The following is a 21,861-nucleotide window of genomic DNA, read 5'->3' on the forward strand; positions in this document are numbered from 1 at the left end:
AGAACAGTGGAAGATACACCACCGCGACATCAAGATGGCATTACTCGATAGTGGCGCGTCGCTTTTTTGATGTATATCAATTTTTAGCAAATCCGTTACCGCAATAAACGCCCTTTTTATCAAGAAGAGGTAGTTATGGCAGCACTGGGCCAAATGAGCGACTACGACATACGCTTGGTACGTATTTTTAAGACGGTGGTGGAGTGTGGAGGGTTTACCGCAGCGGAGACCACGCTAGGCATTAGCCGTTCGGCCATCAGTCAGCACATGAGCGATCTGGAAAGCCGTTTGGGGTTTTCGCTTTGCCAGCGGGGGCGCGGTGGCTTCAACCTGACAGAAGAGGGCAAAGAGATTTACCAAGCCGGGCTGACGCTGCTCACGGCGCTGGAGACGTTCAAAAGCGATGTGAACGCGCTGCATCACACCATCAAAGGCGAGCTGAATATCGGCATTACCGATAACTTGGTCACGCTGCCCGCCATGAACGTGACCCATGCCCTGGCCGCATTGACGGCGCCGAACCACGAGGTCACGGTGCATATTCACATGGAGCCCTCCGACGCGGTGATTCGCGGCGTAATGGATGGCCACCTGCACGTGGGTGTGGTGCCTGCCGTGAACCTGCCCACCAGCCTAGCAACGCGTTTACTCTACGACGAGCCCTCGTACTTGTACTGCTCCGCTGATCACCCGCTGTTCAGCCTGCCCGACGACGCATCGACCTCAGACCACCTTACCCGCTACCCCGCCATCCGACCGCGCTACCCGCTTCCCGATACCGCACGTCAGGCTCATGAAGCCCTCAACCTACAGGCCTCGGCATCCGATCGAGAAGGCGCGGCGTTTCTCATCCTCACCGGGCGCTTCATCGGCTTCCTACCCGAGCATGTGGCCGCGCAGTGGGTAGCGGCAGGCAAAATGCGCGCCCTGCACCCGACCACCCAGCACTACCGTATTCCCTTTGTGTTAGTCACCCGCCACGACCGTCGCCCGAATCGCGTGGTGGATGCATTTTTGGGGTTTATTAAACAGCGCGAGCCATAAAGCGTAACGCCCGGCGGAGCGCCGGGCGTTACGGTGTGGGTCAGCCGTTAATAGGATGACGGCCTACTTAACGATCTCACTTGCCGCCAGAGGCACAGGCCCTGCCTGGGGCGACGTCGCGAGCGCTTGGCTGGCGAGGTAATAGACGACTGCTCCCAACGCGGAGCCCGTAAACCAGCCGTAGTCATAAAACCAGTTCATGGTGCCGGTTAGCAGCGAAAGCAGCGTTAACGCAACCGGAACCCCAAAGGCGATAAAACCGGCCATATTGACGGCGGGATAAGCATGGTGATTCATATACAGGCTAGGCACATCCAAACGCTGCTTTTTAATCAGGAAGTAATCCACCGCCATAATGCCAGCGATAGGACCCAACAGGCTGGAGTAGCCTAATAGCCAGTTGGAGTACATTTGTTCAAGAGAAACGCCGGGGGCGATGACGCCGGCTTTTTGCAACAAGTCATAACCCATCAGCAGCACACCGACCGCACCGGTCATGAGCACGCCACGCGTTTGGTTAATCAACTTCGGCGCAATATTTTGGAAGTCATTCGTTGGCGACACGATATTGGAAGCAGTGTTGGTGGAAATAGTCGCGATGATAATCAGCAGCATGGCCATGATGACCCAGAAGGGGCTATCGATGTAGCCAATCAAACGTACGGGGTCGGCAACCGTTTGCCCTACGAGATTTTCCGACGCAGCGGTCAGCACCACCCCCAACGCAGCAAAGAAAAACATCGTGAGCGGCAGGCCAATAATTTGCCCTACAATTTGATCTTTTTGGCTTTTGGCAAAGCGGCTAAAATCGGGAATGTTCAGAGATAGCGTGGCCCAAAATCCCACCATGGCCGTTAAACCTGCAAAAAAATAGCCGTACACCGAGGCCCCTTCAGGGCGCGACGGCGGCTGTGCCAATAGCTCGGTCATCGACATATTCGGCCATGCCCACATCATAAGCCCAATACCCACGGCTAAGAGCAAAGGAGCCGCCAGCGTCTCCAGCCACTTAATCGACTCCGCGCCCCGGATCACTACATAGAGGTTCATAGCGCCGAAAACAAAAAAGCCAATCACTTCCCCCACGCCCCCTAGGGCTGCCCAGGCGGGAATCAGCTCCGACAACAGCAGGTGAATGGCCAAGCCGCCAAACATGGTTTGAATACCGAACCAGCCGCAGCCCACCAGCGCACGTACTAGGCACGGCACATTCGAGCCCAAAATACCGAAGGATGAGCGCAATACCACCGGAAAAGGAATACCGAACTTAGTACCGGGAAAAGCATTCAGCGTCAGTGGAATCAGTACGATCACGTTGGCTAGCAAGATGGCAAAGAGCGCCTCCCCCACGCTTAAGCCAAAATAAGCGGTTAACACCCCGCCCAGCGTATAGGTGGGTACACAAATCGACATTCCTACCCACAGCGCTGCAATGTTCCACTTGCTCCACGTGCGCTCACTTGCCTGAGTAGGCGCAATATCTTCATTGAAACGAGGACTCGAACGAACATCGTCCTCAACGTGGAGTTCAATTAGCCCCTCTCTGTCTACCATCTGGGTTCTTGAGCCTGTCATTTTATTCTCCTCAGCAGCGACATTGCCGACCGCATTCACGGGTTCAGCTTTCGTTGCAGCAATAAGCATGCCTAAACACACCGCATGACAGTTAACTTATTGAGCAAAAAGCTGACTTAATCGACAGATAGGCAGTCACCGCGCCCTCACTTGTTATTGTGTTTTTTGAATGCGACGTAAGACCACTAAAAACCTTAGTTGGTTAAAAAAATAACGCACCAAAAAGATACAAAAAAATCGTTTAAAACCCTATAAAAAATTATCAAACTATTGATTTTTAAAAATATAAAAAAATCACCAAACATGTGCATGCATTCACCAAATCAGGAAAAACAGGCTTAACAAAAAACAAAAACATATAAAATCAATAACTTGAAAGCACACTCATCATTAGATAAAAAAATCTTGAAAAGTGACCACACAGAGGACTATGTTCAAAAAGCTGTCAAATATGACAACTTTTAAAAACAACAATAAACACTCGGCTTTATGCCAGTGTCACCACACGCCAAGTGACCGTCATCACACTCACAAATATTAGCGATTAGTGTTTTTAACTTGCCGTGATGCGCTAGCCAATGCGGTGAGCGCGTATGACACGAGAGGGCTTTGTATGCAGAAGATGAAAATCGGCCTGATTCAAATGGGCCTAAAAACCAGTACCGATTTGGAACCCGCCGCTATTCGAGACGCGATGAACGAAGCGCATCTGCCGCTGATAAAACAAGCCGCTGAACAAGGCGTGCAGGTGCTGTGCTTCCAGGAAGTGTTTAATCAACCCTACTTTTGCCCCAGCCAGGACAGCAAATGGTACGCCGCTGCCGAGCGGGTGCCGGAAGGCCCCACCTGCCAGATGATGCAGAAGCTCGCGGCTGAGCACCGCATGGTGATCATCGTCCCTATCTATGAAGAGACCGAGACCGGCGTTTACTACAACACGGCAGCGGTATTCGACGCTGACGGTAGCTATCTGGGCAAATACCACAAAACACACATTCCCCAAGTGGCTGGCTTTTGGGAAAAATTCTTCTTTAAGCCGGGCCAATCCAACTGGCCGGTGTTCGATACCGCCTACGGCAAGATCGGCGTGTACATCTGCTACGACCGTCACTTCCCTGAAGGCTGGCGAGCACTGGCCCTTAACGGTGCCGAAATCATCTTCAACCCCTCCGCGACTGTGGCCGGGCTATCTCAATATTTATGGGAGCTTGAACAGCCCGCCTCGGCCGCCGCTAACGGCTGTTTTATCGCCGCCATCAACCGTGTGGGCAGCGAAGCGCCTTGGAATATCGGCGATTTTTACGGCTCCAGCTACATCGTCAACCCACGCGGCAAGATCGAAGCCCAGGCCAGCGAAACCGAAGACGAGCTGCTGGTACACGAGATCGACTTAGACATGGTGCGCGAGGTGCGCAACAACTGGCAGTTCTTCCGTGACCGCCGCCCGGAAACCTACACCCGCTTAACCGACGGCGAATAGGCCCCTCAGTCAATTACCCCAGGAGTGAACCATGAGTTTATTGATCAAGGGCGGCACCGTCGTCACCCACGCCGACACCTACCGCGCTGACGTGCTCTGCGTCGATGGAAAAATCCACGCCATTGGCACCGATTTAGACGTGCCGGAAGGCTGCGAGATTGTCGATGCCAGCCACCAATTGGTGATGCCCGGCGGTATCGACCCCCACACCCATATGCAGATGCCGTTTATGGGCGCGGTGGCCAGCGAAGATTTCTACACCGGCACCGCCGCGGCCATGGCGGGCGGCACGACAACCATCATCGACTTTGTGATCCCAAGCCCCGGCCAGTCGCTGCTGGAAGCGTTTAACACCTGGCAAGGTTGGGCCGAAAAAGCCGCCACCGACTTCGCTTTCCACGTGGCGATTACCTGGTGGGACGAGAGCGTCAAAGAAGAGATGGGGACGCTGGTGCGGGAGCATGGGGTCAACAGCTTCAAGCACTTTATGGCCTACAAGGGCGCGATCATGGCCACCGACGATATCCTGGTGGAGAGTTTCTCGCGGTGTTTAGAGCTTGGGGCGATCCCCACGGTACACGCGGAAAACGGCGAGCTGGTCTACCACATGCAGCAAAAGCTGCTCGCCCAGGGGATGACCGGGCCAGAAGCGCATCCGCTTTCCCGACCACCTCAGGTGGAAGGCGAAGCCGCCAGCCGGGCGATTCGTATTGCCAGCACCCTGGGGGCGCCGGTTTATTTGGTACACGTTTCCACCAAGGACGCGGTGGACGAAATCGCCTACGCCCGCCAGCAGGGCCACCCGGTATTTGGCGAGTGCTTAGCGGGCCATCTAGTGATCGACGACAGCGTTTATCAAAACCCCGACTGGGCAACGGCGGCTGCCCATGTGATGAGTCCGCCCTTCCGCCCTAAAGGCCATCAGGAAGCGCTGTGGCACGGCCTTCAATCTGGAAACCTGCAAACCACCGCCACCGACCACTGCTGCTTCTGCGAAGAGCAAAAGGCCGCTGGGAAAGATGACTTCACCAAGATCCCCAACGGCACCGCAGGCGTGGAAGACCGCCTGGCCGTGCTGTGGGACGAGGGCGTGAATACCGGCAAGCTATCGCCTCAAGAGTTTGTCGCGGTCACCTCCACCAACACCGCCAAAATCTTCAACCTCTACCCGCGCAAGGGGGCGATCCAAGTGGGCTCCGATGCTGACATCGTGGTGTGGGACCCGAACGGTACGCGCACGATCTCCGCGAAAACCCACCACCAAAACGTCGATTTCAACATCTTCGAGGGCAAAACGGTGCGCGGCATTGCTCGCCACACCATCAGCCAGGGCAAGTGGACATGGCGTGATGGCGAGCTGCACGCCGAGCGCGGCGCAGGGCGCTACTTAGAACGCCCCGCCTACCCCGGCGTATTCGAGCTTCTCGCAAAACGCGCCGAGCTGAATGCCCCCGTGGCGGTAACTCGCTAATCCCAGCCCCTACGAAGAACAGAACAGTCCAGAAGGACCAGGGAGAAACGACCGTGACCCATTCACTTGATCATCTGCCCAGCGCAAAAGAGGTCGGCACCTACGACCCAGCGACGTTGGCGCATAATTTCAGCGATCTGCACCCGCCGCTGACGCCGCGCCAGGCCATCATTGAAAGCCAGCGCTGCCTGTACTGCTTCGACGCGCCCTGCGTCGAGGCCTGCCCGTCGGATATTGATATACCGAGCTTCATCCGCCAAATCAGTGAAAACAACATTAATGGCGCAGCGGAAACCATTCTGGAAGCCAATATCCTGGGCGGCAGCTGCGCCCGCGTATGCCCCACCGAAATCCTCTGCGAGCGTAGCTGCGTGCGTAACCACGACGCCGAGTGCCAGCCGGTGCTTATTGGCCTGTTGCAGCGCCACGCCACCGATCATATGCAGTTTGAGAGCCACCCGTTTAAGCGCGCCGCCAGCACTGGCCGACACATCGCCGTGGTGGGTGCCGGGCCTGCGGGACTCTCCTGCGCCCATCGCCTGGCGATGCTGGGCCATCAGGTGACGATTTTTGAGGCTGAGAAAAAACCCGGCGGGCTCAACGAGTACGGCATCGCCCGCTACAAAATGACCGATGACTTTGCCCGTAAAGAAGTCGAGTTCTTGCTGGATATTGGCGGCATCGACCTTCAGTACGGCCAGCGCCTGGGCGACAACCTTACCCTCGACACCCTGCGCCAGCAGTACGACAGCGTATTCCTGGGTTTGGGGCTAGGGGCCAGCCGTACGCTGGGACTAACCGGCGAGGATGCACCGGGCCTGATGCCTGCGGTGGACTACATTAAAACCCTGCGCCAGACCGATGACCTGGGCAGCTTGGCCGTGGCCAAGCGCTGCATCGTGATTGGCGCGGGTAACACCGCGATCGATATGGCCACGCAAATGGCGCGGCTGGGCGCGGCTGAGGTCACGCTGGTGTATCGCCGTGGCACTGAGGCGATGTCGGCCACCGACCATGAACAGGAGATCGCCAAAGCCAACGGCGTGCGCATGATCACCTGGGCGCAGCCGGACGAGATTCTGCTGAATGAGCAAGGGCAGGTGGCAGGCATGCGCTTTGCTAACACCCGCGATCAAGAGGGGCGATTAACACCCACCGGCGAATCCTTTGAGATTCCGGCGGATGCCGTTTTCACCGCCATCGGCCAAGGCTTCGAGGGCGAAAGCCTACGCGACGCCACTGCCTCGGAGCTTGCCCGCGACGGCGAGCGCATTCACGTCAATGAGATGTTCCAAACCTCACTGCCCAACGTTTACGCCGGGGGCGACTGTGTGAAACCCGGCCAGGACCTCACCGTACAAGCCGTGCAGCACGGCAAGCTGGCGGCTCACGCCATCCATCAAGCGCTCGCCGCCCAGCAGGAGGCCGCATGAACACCACGCCTTTCAACACACTCTCTTTTCCAGGCAAGAAAAACAGCGGCGACAGCGTGGTGAACGGCGTTGATCTATCGGTGAATTTTGCCGGTATCAAAGCCCCGAACCCGTTCTGGCTGGCCTCTGCCCCGCCCACCGACAAAGCCTACAACGTCGTGCGCGCCTATGAAGCGGGCTGGGGCGGCGTGGTGTGGAAAACCCTTGGCGAAGAGCCTGCGGCAGTCAACGTCTCCTCCCGCTACTCCGCTCACTATGGCAAAAACCGTGAGGTCATCGGCTTTAACAATATCGAGCTGATTACCGACCGTTCTTTGGAGATCAACCTCAAAGAGATTACCCAGGTGAAGAAGGATTGGCCCGACCGGGCGCTAATCGTCTCCATCATGGTGCCCTGTAACGAGGAAGCCTGGGCGTACATCTTGCCGCTGGTAGAAGCCACCGGCGCAGACGGAATTGAGCTCAACCTGGGCTGCCCTCACGGCATGCCGGAACGCGGCATGGGCGCGGCGGTGGGCCAAAACCCGGATCTGATCGAAAAAGTCACCTACTGGTGTAAGAAGCACTACTCCAAACCGGTGATCGTCAAACTCACCCCCAACATTACCGATATTCGCGTGGGTGCCCAGGCGGCGCTACGTGGCGGCGCGGATGCGGTCTCGCTAATCAACACCATCAACTCGATCACCAGTATCGACCTGGACAACATGGTCGCCAAACCCACCGTAGGCCATCAGAGCACCCACGGCGGCTACTGCGGCAGCGCCGTCAAACCCATCGCCCTGAACATGGTGGCAGAAATTGCCCGTGACCCAGCCACACCTACGCTACCTATTTCAGGCATCGGCGGGATTTCCACCTGGCGGGATGCGGCGGAATTTATCGCCCTGGGCGCAGGCAGCGTGCAGGTGTGCACCGCCGCCATGCTCAACGGTTTTAGGATCGTAGAGGAGATGAAAGACGGCCTCTCCCGCTGGATGGCAGAAAAAGGCTACGACTCTATCGAGGCGTTTTCCCGCAAGGCGGTGCCGCACACCACCGACTGGAAGCATCTGGATATCAACTTCAAGACCATCGCCCATATCAACCAGGATTTGTGCATCGAGTGTGGCCGCTGCTATATCGCCTGCGAAGACACCTCTCACCAGTCGATTGCCAAGCTCACCGAGCAGAACGGCGCGCGCCGCTACGAGGTCATCGAAGACGAGTGCGTAGGCTGCAACCTGTGCCAAATCACCTGCCCCGTAGAAAACTGCATCACCATGGTGCCTCAGGAAACCGGCAAACCCTTCCTCGCCTGGGATAACGACCCGCGCAACCCCTTCCGCGTCGCTTCTTAGTCGCTTAGTGCTTAATGATTAGCGCGTAGCTATTACGCGCCACCACGACCGCCTCTACGCAGGCGGTCGCATTTTCTGCAACATGGCGTTCCCTTTGCAAAACGAGACAATGCCTCAGCTTACTGCGATGATGAGAAACTATTGCATATAGCTATACTTCTCAAAAGACAGCTGTATTTCTCAAAAGACAGCTAGGTTTCTCAAAAAAGGGACTGCCATGAAAGTAACGACCTTCGCCACTGCGCTACTGCTGGCTAGCGCCAGCGCCGCCGCAAGCGCCGAGCAGCGCATTGCCACGTTTGATTTAGGCAGCCTGGATACGCTGGACGCACTCGGGGCGAGTGAGCACGTGGTGGGCGTGCCCAAAGCCAGCTTGCCGAGCTACCTTGAGCAGTATGCCGCCGATGCCTACACCGATATTGGCGGCCTGCGCTCGCCCGACATGGGAGCGCTGGCAGACGCCAACCCCACGCTGATTGTGCAAACGGGCCGCCAGGCCGAGTGGGCCGAAGAGCTAGGCGATATTGCCCCGCTGTTCGATGCCAGCGTGTCAGGCGAGGCGTATCTTGCTGCGGTCGAGCGCAATGTGCGCGAACTGGCCAGCCAACTCGCGGTAGAAAGCGAAGCCGAAGAGGCGCTCACAACGCTGAACAGCGAGATCGAGCGCCAGCGCGAAGCGCTGCAGGACGCCCCAACGACGCTGGTCGTCACGCACAATGGCGGCAACCTGATGCTCAACCAGCACCCGGTGGTACATCAGGTGCTGGGCATTACTGCGCTGGAGATGCCCGAGAGCGTTACTCCCGAAGTACGCGGTGAACGCACTTTTACGCCGCTTTCCGCTGACGCCATTGCCGAGATCGACCCTGACGCGGTGCTTGTGATCGACCGCAGCGCCGCCATTGGCGACGAACCCGCAGACGCCGATCAGCTGCGTGCCACTCTAGCGGAAGCCGGCGCCGCGCCCAGAGTCGTGATGCTCACTCCCGCCCTGTGGTATCTCTCGGGCGGCGGCTTGCAAAGCTTGGCGCTTCAAGTGAAAGAAGTGGCGAGCGCGTTGGCCGATTAAGCATCCAAGCACTCTTGGCCGCTTTCGAGCGGCCTACCCCTGCGGGTTCATGAAATGCTGGGCCAGGGTATCGCTCATCGGGACGTTGAGCGTAATCCCCTTGCCGGGCAAGGGCTGTTGGAACCAGCGCTCGTAGAGCACCTGCATGTCTCCCCGTCGATAAATGGTGCGCAGCGCTTGATTGACCTGGGCCACGAACGCGTGATCGTCTTCGCGCATGAGCAAGCCCAGCGGCTCTTCAGCAGTGATGGCTTCCTCTGAGAGGGAGTACGCCGACGGCTCCTCCGCTGCCGCTATCAACGTACTGAGCAAAATATCGTCCATGGCGAACGCTGCCACACGGCCCTCGGTGACCAAATCGAAGGCTTCCTGCAACGTTTCCACCGGTACGACGGAGAGATTGAGCTGCCGTTCGCGGTTGGCCTGGTTGATTTGGCTGACATTGACGGTGCCCCTGGCCACGCTTACGCTCCTCCCGGCCAAGTCCTGAAGCGTTAAAAACTGGTTCTCCTTGAGTGCCACAAAGCGCACGGACACAAAGAAATGGCTCAGCGAAAACTCAGCGCTGCGGCGGCGCTCCGCATTGTTGGTGCTAGCATTGCATTCGATATCGATGTCACCGCTGTTTAGCAGCTGCACTCGATTACCGGGTGTTCTGAACACATATTCGATATCGAGGGTGGGCAAACCAAGCTGCTGCTGTAACTGCGCCGCCACCCGCTGGCATAGCTCGATGGAGTAGCCCAACACGTTGCCCTCGTCATCGGTATACGAAAAAGGCGCGGTATCGCCATAGCCCACACGAAGCGTGCCTGTCTCATTCAGCCGCTGCAGCGTATTGATATCGGCCGCCGAGGCGACGGACCACACCGCCATGAGGAGCCCTGCCCACCACTGCGCTTGGATCTTCATGTCTCACCTCCTTAGTCGGCCGCCTCTGGGTGCTCGAACGTAGCCGCCAGCTCTGCACTTAATGGTAGGCCAATCACCCGGTTGTCAGGCGGTATGGGCTGCAGAAACCAACGATCGTATAGCGCATGAATCGCACCGCTTTGGTAGTAGGCATACAGCGCGTCATTAACCATGTCGGCAAATACCGGATCTTCGAGCGGCATCATCAAGCCGTAGGGCTTGGGTTCGCTGATCGCTTCTTCTGAAATATGAAAACGCTCGGGGGACGCCGCACTGGTGATCAAGCTTGCCAGCAAAACCTCGTCCATCACGAACGCAGCGGCCTGCTCGTTTGCAACCATGGCGAACGCCTCGTCGTGGCTACGGCTGAGCATGACGGCGAGGTTCAGGTCATGATGGCGGTTGAGGGCGTTGAGCTGCTCGATGTTGATCGTTCCCGTCGTCGACACCACGCTTCGACCCGCGAGATCCGCCAGTGTCTGCATCGCGTTGTCCGCGAGAGCCACGTAGCGTGTGGCGGTATAAAAGTGAGGATAGGTAAACGCAGCCTGTGTGAGACGCTCCGGCGAGCGTGTGGTCACACCACACTCGAGGTCGATTTCACCATGGCGCAGTAAAATGAACCGGTTGACGGGGGTGACCGGTACGAAACGGACGTCGAGCGGTATGCCGCCCAGCCGCTGCCGTAGGCTTGCTACCACTGCCATACACAGATCCACGGAGTAGCCAGCGGGCCGCCCAGCGACCACGTAAGAGAAAGGAATCTCGTGGCTGCGGTGGCCAAGCGTAATGACTTGACGTTGTGCGATTCGCGACAGAGTAGGCGATGCCTCAACGTCAACAGGCCCAGCGCTGGCGACCTGACTCGTCAGCGCCAGAGCCAACCAGACGCCGGTTTTAGCCGTCATACGGTTTGGCATCCATGGTCATGTCAGGGTTGAAGACTGCATAGCGGCCACGCCCCATGGCTTTCGCAGTGTACAGGGCCACGTCGGCGCTACGGAGTAGTGAGTGGCTGCTGTTGCCATCTCGTGGCGCCAGCGCAATGCCCACGCTCACACCGATACGCACCTCATGGCCATCGATGGAGAACGGCTTTTGCAGGGCGTCGACCAGTTGGCGGGCGAGTTGCTTGGCTTCGGCCAAGGCATCGCGGTGGGCATACTGGATGATCGAGAATTCGTCTCCACCCAGCCGAGCGACGAGATCGCTCTCCTCCAACAGCGCCTGCACGCGCTGGCTCGCGTCCACCAGCAAGGTATCGCCCGCCGCATGGCCGAACGTATCGTTCACTGCCTTGAAGCGATCGAGATCAAAGAGCATGACATTGAAGGACGCCCCGTGGGGAACCTGAGTGACCGCTTCCTGCAGCACATCATTGAACTGTGTGCGATTCGGCAGTTTGGTCAGGGCGTCATGATGCGCCAAGTGCTGGTAGCGTAGTGCCTGCTCCTTGACTTCCAGAAGCTGCTCACGCTCTTCCACTTTTTTGCGCAGCGCTTCGATGGCCTGTGCCATACAGCCAATTTCATCACTACGCCACGTGTAAGGGGTGGCGCGCCCCGTCTCGTTCTGGGCAATATGGGTGAGTGCACGTATCAAACGCGGCACCGGTCTAAACAGCTGGTTCATCAACATACTGATCAAAAGCGCCGTGGCGAGCAGCACCACCCCCAAGGACGCCGCTACTTTCAAGATCAGCTCACGGTGTACTTGATACAGCTCACTCTTCAAGCCAATGCTCGACACCACGACGCCATGCAGGTCGCCTTGTGGGCTAATGATGGGCAGGGAACTGACGAAGTGCTCCTCGTCACCAATACGGGCAAACCCCACATACAATGCGTTGGCTAAGGAGCTGCGACCTACCTCAGAGGTGGTGGGAAACAGCATGTGTCCCGTGGCGCTGTTAAAGGCATCGGCGACCGGCGCGAGACGGCCGTTATCCGTCAATGCAAAGAGCCAAACGTTGTGGCGCGTTTGGGCGCTGGCCAGTGCCAATACGTCGATGGGGCTAAAGCCAGTGCTCAGCACCGAATCTTCATCGCCAATTGGCCGTGCCGCCACCAACTGTGTCACTTGCCCGGTTGGGTCGGTTCGCACCGCGACGGACGTATAAATACGTCGGATGGTGGCACTGACAATCTGCGCATTGACCTGCGCCTCACGGCTCCACTGATCCCGAGCGCTACGCTCGACCATGGTAAAACCCAGCATAGCGCCCATGAGATACGCAAAAATCACGCCTAACAGCATGAAGATGGCGACTTTACCCACCACCGTACGGTGCCAAGGAAGCGTAGCTTTTGAGTTCAGCGCGTTGTCAGCCTTTACCTCTTGCATGCAGCATGTGTCCTTCCATCGGCGTTCTAGCCATCTGCATCGGTGCGTTTAGCGACCAACATCTTGAAATGACATTTCTCACCTCTCAGCAACAGCTGCAGGCTTTTAGTTGTTTAATAAACTACCACCAAATGACCTCTATATAAGCACACTATTTAAACGTTTTATCTATGAGTCATTTCGTTTTTCTGGCATATCTTTTGCGCAACTAAGCCAACCGCTCGTAGCAATTATCTCAACCTCACTTGGCTAGCTAGCGGAAGACACGCTAAGTTACTACTTCATATTACCAAGGAGCCCATCATGAGCATCGAGACCGTTCGCCAGTTTTTTGCCGAGCACGCGCCAGAGGTGGCCATTGAAGTTCTGGAAACAAGCACGGCGACCGTACAGCTCGCCGCCGAGGCTCACGGTGTCGCCCCTGGGCAGATTGCGAAAACATTGGCGTTTAAAGTAGGCGAGAAACCGCTGCTGATTGTGGCCAGTGGCGATGCACGGATCGATAACCGCAAAATCCGCGATACCTTCGGCGGCAAAGCTAAAATGCTCGATGCTGACACCGTGATGGAACTGACCAGCCATCCGGTGGGCGGAGTATGCCCGTTCGGGCTAGCGACGGATCTCCCCGTCTATTGCGACGAATCCCTACACGCATTCGATGAAGTGCTGCCCGCGGCGGGATCACCGAACAGCGCGGTGCGTTTAAGCCCCCAGCACTTGGCCGAGCTGGCCGGTGCCCAGTGGGTGGACGTGTGTAAGTTGCCGGAAAGCACCCACTAAGCGACGATGTAGCGACTTACTTCACATCGAGTAAATAGCCATAAAACGCCGTATTGCGCTGCCAGCCCAGCGATTCGTACAGCCGCTGGGCGCGCTCATTCTCTACCTGCGTCATCAATATCAAACGCGCGACGCCATGTTCACGGGCAAGCTGGGTGGCGGCTTCCATGAGCGCCCTGCCTGTTCCTTTCTCACGACACTCTGGCAGAACAAAAAGGTCGTTCAGCGTCCAGCGTGAATTCAAACCGACGGTGGAAACACCGGGATAAAGTTGAACAAACCCCGTAAGTGCGCCATCACTGTTTTCACTCACTAAAATACGGGAATCCGCTTGCCCAAAGCGCTGGCGCAGAAAAGCACGCGCTGCTTGGATATCCCTTGGCTGTTGATAAAACTGACGATAGCCATCTAGCAGTTCGGTTAAAGCGTCGAGATCATGAATAGTGGCAGGGCGAACATGGGTCATACGTTACCTTTCTCGTGGTTCACTCAATCATCGTGGCAATGGAGTAAAGCGGCACTCAACGGATACGCGGCGTATTTCCTGACGGCTTTCTTGTAGTAGTGTATCGTCTTTTGAACGTTTATTAATCAATCCAACAGCAAGGGGACGACGCGTTCCCACTGGGGTTACCGTGGTCCAATCACTCTCTACTCAAACTGAATCCCGAGCACCGATTTACAAAGCTTGGAGTGTCCATGTCTTCACCGCCAGCGGCGTGCTGTTTGGCACGATGGCGCTGCTAGCGCTGGTTGATAACAACCCGGTGGCCTGCCTGCTCTGGCTCGGGGCAGCGATGATGATCGACGGCATTGATGGCACTCTGGCGCGCAAATATGAGGTGAAGTCCGTACTCCCCCACTTCGATGGTTCCACGCTGGATATGGTGATCGATTACCTCACCTGGGCCTTTATCCCCGCCCTGTTCATTTACTACTTCATTGAATTGCCGCCCTACTTAGGGCTGATCTCCGTTTTTATCATTTTGCTGTCGTCGATGTTCTGTTTCTGCAACGTCGATATGAAAAGCCAGGATAATTACTTCGTAGGCTTTCCCGCCGCCTGGAACATTGCGGCCGCCTATTTTTACATTCTTGATTTACCGCCACTGCTGACATTTGGCGCGATACTCGTCCTGGCGATGCTGACCGTGACGAAAATGAAGTTTCTGCATCCGTTTCGAGTGCGTCTATTTATGCCGCTCAATATCGCTGTGACGCTGCTTTGGTGCGTGTGCGCAACCTCGTTAATCCTCTCAAATTCTGATCATGCGGCCTGGGCACTGTGGGGCTTAGGCGTGACCTCTGCTTACTTCGCTGGCATGTGCTTTTGGCGCACGGCTCAAGAGTGGTTCGGCGGGCAGATGGTACGTTAAATGGCCTCCAACTTTATCGCCCCCGATGGCCACCCACGCTGCCAGTGGTGTGGCGTAGCAGCGGAGTTTCTGCCCTACCACGACCACGAGTGGGGCTTTCCCGTTGCCGATGACCAGCGGCTGTTTGAAAAGCTCTGCTTGGAGAGCTTTCAGTCAGGCTTAAGCTGGCGCACGATCTTGAACAAGCGCGAAAATTTTCGCGCAGCTTTCCACCACTTCGATTTCCATAAAGTCGCCGGTTTTAACGAAGAGGATGTGCAGCGCTTACTGCAAGATGCGGGCATTATTCGTCATCGCGGTAAGATCGAAGCCACCATCAATAACGCGCGTTGTGCGCAGGAAATGGTGGTTCAAGAAGGCTCGCTAGCGGCGTTTTTCTGGCGCTATGAACCGGATAGCGCTTCTCTGCCTGCCCCACAAACGCAAACCACATCGCCGGAATCTATCGCGTTAGCAAAAGATCTTAAAAAGCGCGGCTGGAAGTTTTTCGGCCCCACCACCGCGTTTGCGTTTATGCAGGCCATGGGGCTGATCAATGATCACTCGTTGAACTGCGTCACGCGCGAACGCGTTGAACAGGCGCGCGCAGCGTTTCAGCGGCCTTCATAAGCGGGCGCGAAAGGGGCTTCTTATTTGATAGCGAGTGAGCATTCACCTACCTCGCTGAGCATCTCACTCGCTAGCTCACCCACCCGGCGCACCGCTTCTTCCATCGCAGGCGTTAAGGTAAACGCGTAGTTCAACCGCAAGCACTGGCGAAACTTACCCGATGCAGAGAACAGCGCCCCCGGCGCCACATGGATGGCGTGTTGCGCTAAGCGCTCGTTAAGGCGCACGCAGTCGACATCCGCCGGTAGCTCTACCCAGAGTAAAAAGCCCCCTTGCGGGTAGCTAATGCCTGACCCTTTCGGAAAGTAGCGCTGCACCCAGCTAATCATGATATCCCGCTGGCGTTGATACTGGCGGGAAACAGCGCGTAGATGACGCTCAAAATGGCCCTTGGCGACAAACTCCGCCACGGCCAATTGCGGCAACGTGGCAGACGCGCCGGTGGAGACGTACTTCATATGCAGCGCCTTTTCCCGGTAGCAGCCAGGGGCCAGCCAGCCCACGCGCAGGCCCGGCCCTAAGGTTTTCGAGAAACCGCTGCACAGCAGCACGCGCCCGTCGGTATCAAAGGATTTTATCGTGAGCGGCCTGGGTTGGGTGTATGCCAAATCCCCATAAATATCATCTTCAATAATGGCCACATCAAAACGTTGGGCAAGCTGATAGAGCGCCCGCTTGCGCGCTTCTGGCATGGTATAGCCTAACGGGTTGTTATAGGTGGGCGTTACCTGAATGGCGCGAATAGGCCACTGCTCCAGCGCCAGCTCTAACGCTTCCAGGCTGATACCGGTTTGCGGGTCGGTGGGAATCTCCAGCGCCTTTAAACCGTTGGCTTTCAGAATCTGCATGGTGCCGTAGAAGCTGGGCGAATCTACCGCCACCACATCGCCGGGCTGGGTGAGCGTGCGAAGCGCAATGGAGAGCGCTTCCTGGCAGCCGGTGGTAATCAGCACATCATCCGGATGCAGCAGGCAGCCAGATGCCACCGCCAAGCGCGCCACCTGTTGGCGCAGTTCAGGGCTACCGCTGAGTTTGTCGTAATTAAAGCCGTGCAGATCGTTACTACGGTGCAGCCCGGCGAGGATTTTCGACAATGGCTTTAACGACGCCACCTCAAGATTGGGCACACCGCGCCCAAGCAGCAGCCGTTTGTCGTCTCGCTGGGTAGCTACCAGCTCTAGCACTTGGTCCCACTGGGAGACATCCAGCGGGCACTGGGCTGGTCGCGAAACAGAGGGCAAAACGGAGGGAATACGACACGGCAGCACGAAGTAGCCCGACTTTGGCCGCGACTCAATCAGTGCGGCGTCCATGAGTTGGCGGTACGCTTCTTGCGCCGTTGAGATACTCACATTCAGCTCTTGGCAGACCGCGCGAATAGAGGGTAACCGGTCGCCCACGCGATAAATCCCGTGCTCAATCCGCTCCCGTAACGTTGCCGCCACCTCTTCATAACGCGTCATCACGCCCACCCCCGCTCGGTTCATCTGCCATACAGAAGGCATCTCGTTTCGCCATACAGAGGTATAACACGCCCCATCTGTACCTTAAAAATAAAAAAACCTATATCTGTATTGCCACCAGCAGGCTGCGTAACCTAAACAGGCACCCCACCGCTCGGAGAGCCGCCATGCCACGCTTCAGCCTCACTCAGCTTCGTTACCAGCTAAGCCGCTACCAACAGCGCCGCCGCAGCCGTCGGCAGCTGCTCACGCTAGATGACCACTTGCTGAAAGATATTGGCCTCACCCGTGAACAAGCCTGCCAGGAGGGAAAACAAACGTTTTGGAAACAGATGCTCTCCAATAAGGGGGATGTATGACCACCGCCGAGTATTACTTGCTAGATGTCTTTACCGACCAGCCCTTTGCGGGCAACCCACTGGCGGTCTTTCTCAATGCAGATGCGCTAGACACCCGCACCATGCAATCGCTGGCCAATGAGTTAAATCTGGCGGAAACAGTGTTCTTGAGCGCCGAGTCAGCGCCACAACACTACCCCATGCGGATTTTCACTCCGACCAGGGAACTGCCGTTTGCAGGCCACCCTACGGTAGGCACTGCCCACCTATTGGCGGCGTTAAAACTCGCCCAACCAGAGCAACCCTTGGTGCTTCACCCACCCATCGGGAAACTCGCGATCACATGGGCCAATGGCAGGGCAACGTTCAAAACATCCAAGGCCGTTATGCTGGCAGACAGCACCCTCGATCGCCCCACCACCGTTGAGCTGTTGGGGTTAGATATCCATCAGGTAGTGGGCGACCCAGTCATCGCCTCCTTCGGGTTGCCCTTTCACCTGATTGAGCTATCGGATATCGCAGCATTAGAGAGCGTCAGTATTTCCTCCGCCCTCTGGGCAAGTGCCGTGATGCCAAGCAGTGCGGTTCAAATCTACCTGTACGTGAGTGAGCAGTCAGAGGGACAAAAGACCGAGATTCGCAGCCGCATGTTCTGTATGCACGACAGCCTCTGCGAAGACCCAGCCACCGGCAGCGCCGCCGCAGCGTTAACCGGCTACTTAGCTTCGCTCCAGCCCGAAGCGCTGCGCTGCACGATTCATCAAGGCGTTGAAATGGGACGGCCCAGCGTTATTTATACGGCGGCCAATGGTGATATAACGCCTGGGTTTGTGACGGTGGGGGGGCAGGCGGTCTTGGTGGGTAGAGGGGCGTTTTATCTAGCGTGATCACGCGTGCACTAAAGCGCTGTAGCAACCAACTCAACACTCGCTTTCATCAAGCCGTCAGCCCAATGCCTCTTAAAATCACCGAGGTCACCGACTGCACGGCTTTTTCAAACTGTAGGTCGTCCAGCGGTTTGTCGTCGTTCAGCAGTGAAATTTGGTAGTCGAAGTCCGCGTAGTGCTGGGTGGAGGCCCAGATCATATAGAGCAGGTAGGAAGGTTCGACGGGGTTGATTTGGCCGGAATCGACCCATTCGCGGATTTTCGACTCTTTCAGTTTGGCCCATTCATAAAGGTTATCGCGCAGGCGCTCTTTGAGCATCGGGGCACCTTGCATCACTTCGGCGGCCCACACTTTGGAGCCGTGGGCGCGGTTGCGGGAGTGGTTCATCTTGGCGCGAATGTAGGTGGAGAGCACCACTCGGGGGTCTTCATACAGCTCAAAGCAGAGCGCGTCCTGCTTCCATAGCTCTAATAGCGCCAGCAATACCTCTTGATAGAGTACTTTCTTAGTGGCGAAATAGTAGTGCACATTGGACTTTGGCAGGTCGGCTAACTGGGCAATGTCGCCCATGGAGGCACCGGCGTAGCCTTTTTCGGCAAACAGCTGCTCCGCCGCCTGAAGGATCTTTTTGACGTTCGTTTGCCGAATTTCGTCCTGTGTTCTCGCCACGCTGGTATCCCTTTGCAACCCTGACCGCTCATAATACGCACCAAAAAATACACCACCGCCCAACAATGATGCAGGCGGTGGTGCAGTGAAGATGGCGCAGTTAGCGCATCGCGTCAACGCTGGTTAGTAGGAAACGAGAACTCCGCCCGTGTGGCTTCGCTGACGGAAGGCCAGCGCTGGGAAACCGCCTTGCGGCGCGTGTAGAAGCGAACCGAGTCTGGGCCGTAGGCGTGAAGGTCGCCAAACAGCGAGCGCTTCCAGCCACCAAAGCTGTGGTAGGCCACCGGCACAGGCAGCGGTACGTTCACCCCCACCATGCCCACTTCGATACCGTTGGTGAAGCGGCGGGCGGCTTCGCCATCGCGGGTAAACAGGCAGGTGCCGTTGCCGTATTCGTGGTCGTTAATCAGCTGCATGGCATCGTCCAGGCTGCCAACCCGTACCACGCAGAGTACCGGCCCAAAGATCTCTTCCTGGTAAATGCGCATTTCAGCGGTGACGTTATCGAACAGGCAGCCACCCACAAAGTAGCCATCCTCATGGCCAGCCACGGTCAGGCCACGGCCATCCGCTACCAGCGAAGCGCTAGCGTTCACGCCATCCTCAATAAATCCAAGCACTTTATCGCGATGCTCTGCGGTGACCAGCGGGCCCATATCCAGGCCTTTATCGGTACCCGGGCCCACCTTCAACTGGGCGATTTTGGGCAGCATGGTTTCCACTAACCGGTCGGCAGTTTCATCGCCTACGCACACCGCTACCGAGATCGCCATACAGCGCTCGCCGCAGCTGCCGTAGGCGGCACCCATTAGGGTATTGGCGGCGTTCTCCAGGTCGGCATCCGGCAGAATCACCGCGTGGTTCTTCGCCCCGCCCAGGGCCTGAACGCGCTTGCCCGCTGCCGAACCTCGGGAATAAATCGCTTCCGCCACAAGAGTGGAACCCACAAACGAAATGGCTTTCACGGCTTTGGCATCCAAGAGTGTTTCCACCGCTTCGCGACCGCCGTGAATCACGTTCATCACGCCTTTGGGCAGCCCCGCTTCTTGCAGCAGTTCGGCCACGGCCATGGCCGCTGTTGGGTCTTTTTCGGAAGGTTTAAGAATAAAGGTGTTACCGCAGGCAATCGCCATCGGGTACATCCACAGCGGCACCATGGCGGGGAAATTAAACGGGGTAATGCCCGCGACCACGCCCAGCGGCTGGAAGTTAGACCACGCATCAATGCCCGGACCCACGTTGTGGGAGTACTCGCCTTTTAACAGTTCCGGCACGCCGCAGGCGTACTCAACGTTTTCAATGCCGCGCTTCAGCTCGCCCATGGCGTCTTCGACCGTTTTGCCATGCTCTTCGCTGACCAGTTGCACGAGGCGTTCCGCGTGCTCTTCCAGCAGCTGCTTAAAGCGGTACATCACCTGGGCGCGCTTGGCAGGCGGCGTATCGCGCCAGGCAGGAAAAGCAGCCTGGGCAGCAGCAATGGCACGTTCCACATCCGCCGCGCTGGCATCCGCCACGTGGCGAATAACCTTGCCCGTAGAAGGGTTGGTGACGTCCAGCGTGCGCTGGCTTTCCACTAGCTCACCGTTAATCAGGTGGGAAACAACACTCATCATGAAACTCCAAAACAGGGTTGGCCAGGGTTACGCCAGTGAATCCAGGGTGGTTGCAACGGCATCGAACAAACGCTCAAGCTCGGCTTCCGTGGTGCCAAAGGGAGGGCCGAACTGCAGGGTGTCGCCGCCGTAGCGCACGTAAAAGCCTGCTTCCCACAGCGCCATATGCGCATCGCGGGGGCGAATCGTGGGGTCGCCGTTGCGCGGCGCTAACTGAAGGGCACCGGCCAAACCGTAGTTGCGAATATCGACAATGTGGTTGTGGCCTTTTAGGGCGTGCAGCTTCTGCTCGAACACCGGAGCGATGGCGTTCACCTGAGCGGGGAAGTTTTCACGCTCCATCATCTCCAGCGCCGCCAGCCCCGCCGCGCAAGCCACGGGGTGGGCGCTGTAGGTGTAGCCGTGGGGGAATTCAATGGCGTGCTGGGCACCGCCTGCGTGCATAAAGGTGTCGAAAATCTCGCCAGTGGCAATCACCGCACCCATCGGCACCGCGCCGTTGGTGATCTGTTTAGCCACGTTCATGATATCCGGCGTGACGCCAAACGCTTCGGCCCCGGTGGTCGCCCCACTGCGGCCAAAGGCGGTAATGACTTCATCAAAAATCAGCAGAATATCGTGGGCGGTGCAGATCTCCCGCAGCCGATCCAAATAGCCTTTTGGCGGCACAATCACACCCGCCGAACCCGACATCGGCTCCACAATCACCGCTGCAATGGTAGAGGCATCGTGAAGGGCGATTTGATCCAGCAGCGCATCGGCCAGCTCAGCGCCAGTTTCCGCTTGGCCACGGGTGTACGCATGGCCCGCCTGCAAGGTGTGGGGCAGGTGCGTCACGTCCATCAGTTGGCCGTAGTGCTTACGGTTGCCGCCAATGCCGCCCAGGCTGGTGCCACCAATATTCACCCCGTGGTAGCCCTTGGCGCGACCGATCATGCGGGTTTTTTCCGGCTTACCTTTTAACCGCCAATACGCCTTGGCCATCTTGACCGAGGTATCGGCAGCTTCTGAACCGGAGTTGGTGAAAAACACGTGATCCAACCCAGCAGGCGTTAAGCTGGCGACCTTTTCCGCCAGCTTGAACGCCAACGGGTGGGCAATCTGAAAACCGGGGGCAAAATCCAGCGTACCGAGCTGCGCCGCCACGGCTTTTTGGATCTCTTCACGGTTATGGCCTGCCCCGCAGGTCCATAGGCCAGAGAGCGAATCAAACAGCTTGCGCCCCTGGTCATCAATGTAATAACGCCCTTCCGCCCCGGCAATCATGCGCGGGTTTGCGCGGAAATCACGGTTCGCGCTGAACGGCATCCAGAAGTGCTGGTTGAGGGCGGTGCCTGATGCAGACTGCTCAGCCTTTTTTTCCGCTGGCTGTGCGGTCGTTTTACTTTTTAAACCAAACATAGTGTCCAGCTCCGTCGCTATGAGACATGCCCTCAGCATGCGCCACCCACTACGTTT

The 21,861-nt window shown here is 57.2% G+C and carries 20 protein-coding genes; 11 read left to right on the plus strand and 9 right to left on the minus strand.

What is annotated here, in order from left to right; all coding sequences use genetic code 11:
• The first annotated feature begins 135 nt into the window (after positions 1-135).
• A complete protein-coding gene (locus NH398_RS10245) occupies positions 136-1,044 on the plus strand; it encodes a LysR family transcriptional regulator (protein ID WP_253018360.1) in 909 nt (302 codons plus the stop codon).
• Between the two features lie 63 nt (positions 1,045-1,107).
• Here the strand turns inward: NH398_RS10245 and NH398_RS10250 are convergent, their stop codons facing one another.
• Complete coding sequence (locus NH398_RS10250; protein WP_253018361.1) at positions 1,108-2,619, minus strand: NCS1 family nucleobase:cation symporter-1; 1,512 nt, start codon at positions 2,617-2,619, stop codon at positions 1,108-1,110.
• A 613-nt stretch (positions 2,620-3,232) separates the two neighbouring features.
• Between NH398_RS10250 and NH398_RS10255 the strand changes: the two genes are divergently transcribed.
• From NH398_RS10255 to NH398_RS10275, 5 genes are all read left to right on the plus strand, one after another.
• A complete protein-coding gene (locus tag NH398_RS10255) occupies positions 3,233-4,099 on the plus strand; it encodes a nitrilase-related carbon-nitrogen hydrolase (protein ID WP_228219367.1) in 867 nt (288 codons plus the stop codon).
• A gap of 31 nt (positions 4,100-4,130) precedes the next feature.
• Complete coding sequence (hydA, locus tag NH398_RS10260; protein ID WP_253018362.1) at positions 4,131-5,570, plus strand: dihydropyrimidinase; 1,440 nt, start codon at positions 4,131-4,133, stop codon at positions 5,568-5,570.
• A gap of 53 nt (positions 5,571-5,623) precedes the next feature.
• Positions 5,624-7,003 (plus strand): NAD(P)-dependent oxidoreductase, encoded by a 1,380-nt coding sequence (locus NH398_RS10265; protein WP_253018363.1) that lies wholly within the window; start codon positions 5,624-5,626, stop codon positions 7,001-7,003.
• The gene (preA, locus tag NH398_RS10270; protein ID WP_253018364.1) at positions 7,000-8,343 is read left to right on the plus strand and encodes an NAD-dependent dihydropyrimidine dehydrogenase subunit PreA; all 1,344 of its coding nucleotides are present in this window, start codon (positions 7,000-7,002) and stop codon (positions 8,341-8,343) included. Before NH398_RS10265 ends, preA begins: the two co-directional genes overlap by 4 nt.
• Positions 8,344-8,560: 217 nt before the next feature.
• Positions 8,561-9,412 carry an ABC transporter substrate-binding protein gene (locus NH398_RS10275; RefSeq protein ID WP_253018365.1) on the plus strand — a complete coding sequence of 284 codons (852 nt, stop codon included), beginning with the start codon at positions 8,561-8,563 and terminating at the stop codon, positions 9,410-9,412.
• A gap of 33 nt (positions 9,413-9,445) precedes the next feature.
• Here the strand turns inward: NH398_RS10275 and NH398_RS10280 are convergent, their stop codons facing one another.
• Genes NH398_RS10280 through NH398_RS10290 form a run of 3 tightly spaced genes read right to left on the minus strand, consistent with a single transcriptional unit; the run spans position 9,446 to position 12,667 of the window.
• On the minus strand, positions 9,446-10,324 hold the full coding sequence (locus NH398_RS10280) for an amino acid ABC transporter substrate-binding protein (protein ID WP_253018366.1): 879 nt from the start codon (positions 10,322-10,324) through the stop codon (positions 9,446-9,448).
• Positions 10,325-10,335: 11 nt separating this feature from the next.
• Positions 10,336-11,232 (minus strand): amino acid ABC transporter substrate-binding protein, encoded by an 897-nt coding sequence (locus tag NH398_RS10285; protein ID WP_253018367.1) that lies wholly within the window; start codon positions 11,230-11,232, stop codon positions 10,336-10,338.
• Positions 11,222-12,667, minus strand: a complete 1,446-nt coding sequence (locus tag NH398_RS10290) for a GGDEF domain-containing protein (protein WP_253018368.1) — start codon at positions 12,665-12,667, stop codon at positions 11,222-11,224. Before NH398_RS10290 ends, NH398_RS10285 begins: the two co-directional genes overlap by 11 nt.
• Positions 12,668-12,970: 303 nt before the next feature.
• Between NH398_RS10290 and NH398_RS10295 the strand changes: the two genes are divergently transcribed.
• On the plus strand, positions 12,971-13,447 hold the full coding sequence (locus tag NH398_RS10295; RefSeq protein ID WP_253018369.1) for a YbaK/EbsC family protein: 477 nt from the start codon (positions 12,971-12,973) through the stop codon (positions 13,445-13,447).
• Positions 13,448-13,463: 16 nt separating this feature from the next.
• On the opposite strand, the gene NH398_RS10300 is transcribed toward NH398_RS10295, so the two are convergent.
• Positions 13,464-13,913: a GNAT family N-acetyltransferase gene (locus NH398_RS10300; RefSeq protein ID WP_253018371.1), complete on the minus strand. Its 450-nt coding sequence runs from the start codon at positions 13,911-13,913 to the stop codon at positions 13,464-13,466.
• Positions 13,914-14,082: 169 nt separating this feature from the next.
• On the opposite strand from NH398_RS10300, the gene pcsA reads away from it, so the two are divergent.
• On the plus strand, positions 14,083-14,823 hold the full coding sequence (pcsA, locus tag NH398_RS10305) for a phosphatidylcholine synthase (RefSeq protein ID WP_366070416.1): 741 nt from the start codon (positions 14,083-14,085) through the stop codon (positions 14,821-14,823).
• Complete coding sequence (locus tag NH398_RS10310; RefSeq protein ID WP_253018373.1) at positions 14,824-15,432, plus strand: DNA-3-methyladenine glycosylase I; 609 nt, start codon at positions 14,824-14,826, stop codon at positions 15,430-15,432. It begins immediately after the preceding gene.
• 20 nt (positions 15,433-15,452) lie between these two features.
• On the opposite strand, the gene NH398_RS10315 is transcribed toward NH398_RS10310, so the two are convergent.
• Entirely contained in the window at positions 15,453-16,895 is a 1,443-nt protein-coding gene (locus NH398_RS10315; protein ID WP_253018784.1) for a PLP-dependent aminotransferase family protein, read from the minus strand.
• A gap of 167 nt (positions 16,896-17,062) precedes the next feature.
• Between NH398_RS10315 and NH398_RS10320 the strand changes: the two genes are divergently transcribed.
• On the plus strand, positions 17,063-17,254 hold the full coding sequence (locus NH398_RS10320; RefSeq protein WP_253018375.1) for a DUF1127 domain-containing protein: 192 nt from the start codon (positions 17,063-17,065) through the stop codon (positions 17,252-17,254).
• The gene (locus NH398_RS10325) at positions 17,251-18,120 is read left to right on the plus strand and encodes a PhzF family phenazine biosynthesis protein (protein WP_253018377.1); all 870 of its coding nucleotides are present in this window, start codon (positions 17,251-17,253) and stop codon (positions 18,118-18,120) included. Before NH398_RS10320 ends, NH398_RS10325 begins: the two co-directional genes overlap by 4 nt.
• 49 nt (positions 18,121-18,169) lie before the next feature.
• Here NH398_RS10325 and NH398_RS10330 read toward each other — a convergent pair whose 3' ends face one another.
• From NH398_RS10330 to NH398_RS10340, 3 genes are all read right to left on the minus strand, one after another.
• Complete coding sequence (locus tag NH398_RS10330) at positions 18,170-18,790, minus strand: TetR/AcrR family transcriptional regulator (RefSeq protein ID WP_253018378.1); 621 nt, start codon at positions 18,788-18,790, stop codon at positions 18,170-18,172.
• Positions 18,791-18,903: 113 nt separating this feature from the next.
• On the minus strand, positions 18,904-20,400 hold the full coding sequence (locus tag NH398_RS10335) for a CoA-acylating methylmalonate-semialdehyde dehydrogenase (RefSeq protein WP_253018785.1): 1,497 nt from the start codon (positions 20,398-20,400) through the stop codon (positions 18,904-18,906).
• 30 nt (positions 20,401-20,430) lie between these two features.
• A complete protein-coding gene (locus NH398_RS10340) occupies positions 20,431-21,804 on the minus strand; it encodes an aspartate aminotransferase family protein (protein WP_290441464.1) in 1,374 nt (457 codons plus the stop codon).
• Positions 21,805-21,861 lie beyond the last annotated feature (57 nt).

It is taken from the genome of Halomonas sp. CnH100-B, assembly GCF_024124605.1.
GTDB lineage: Bacteria > Pseudomonadota > Gammaproteobacteria > Pseudomonadales > Halomonadaceae > Vreelandella.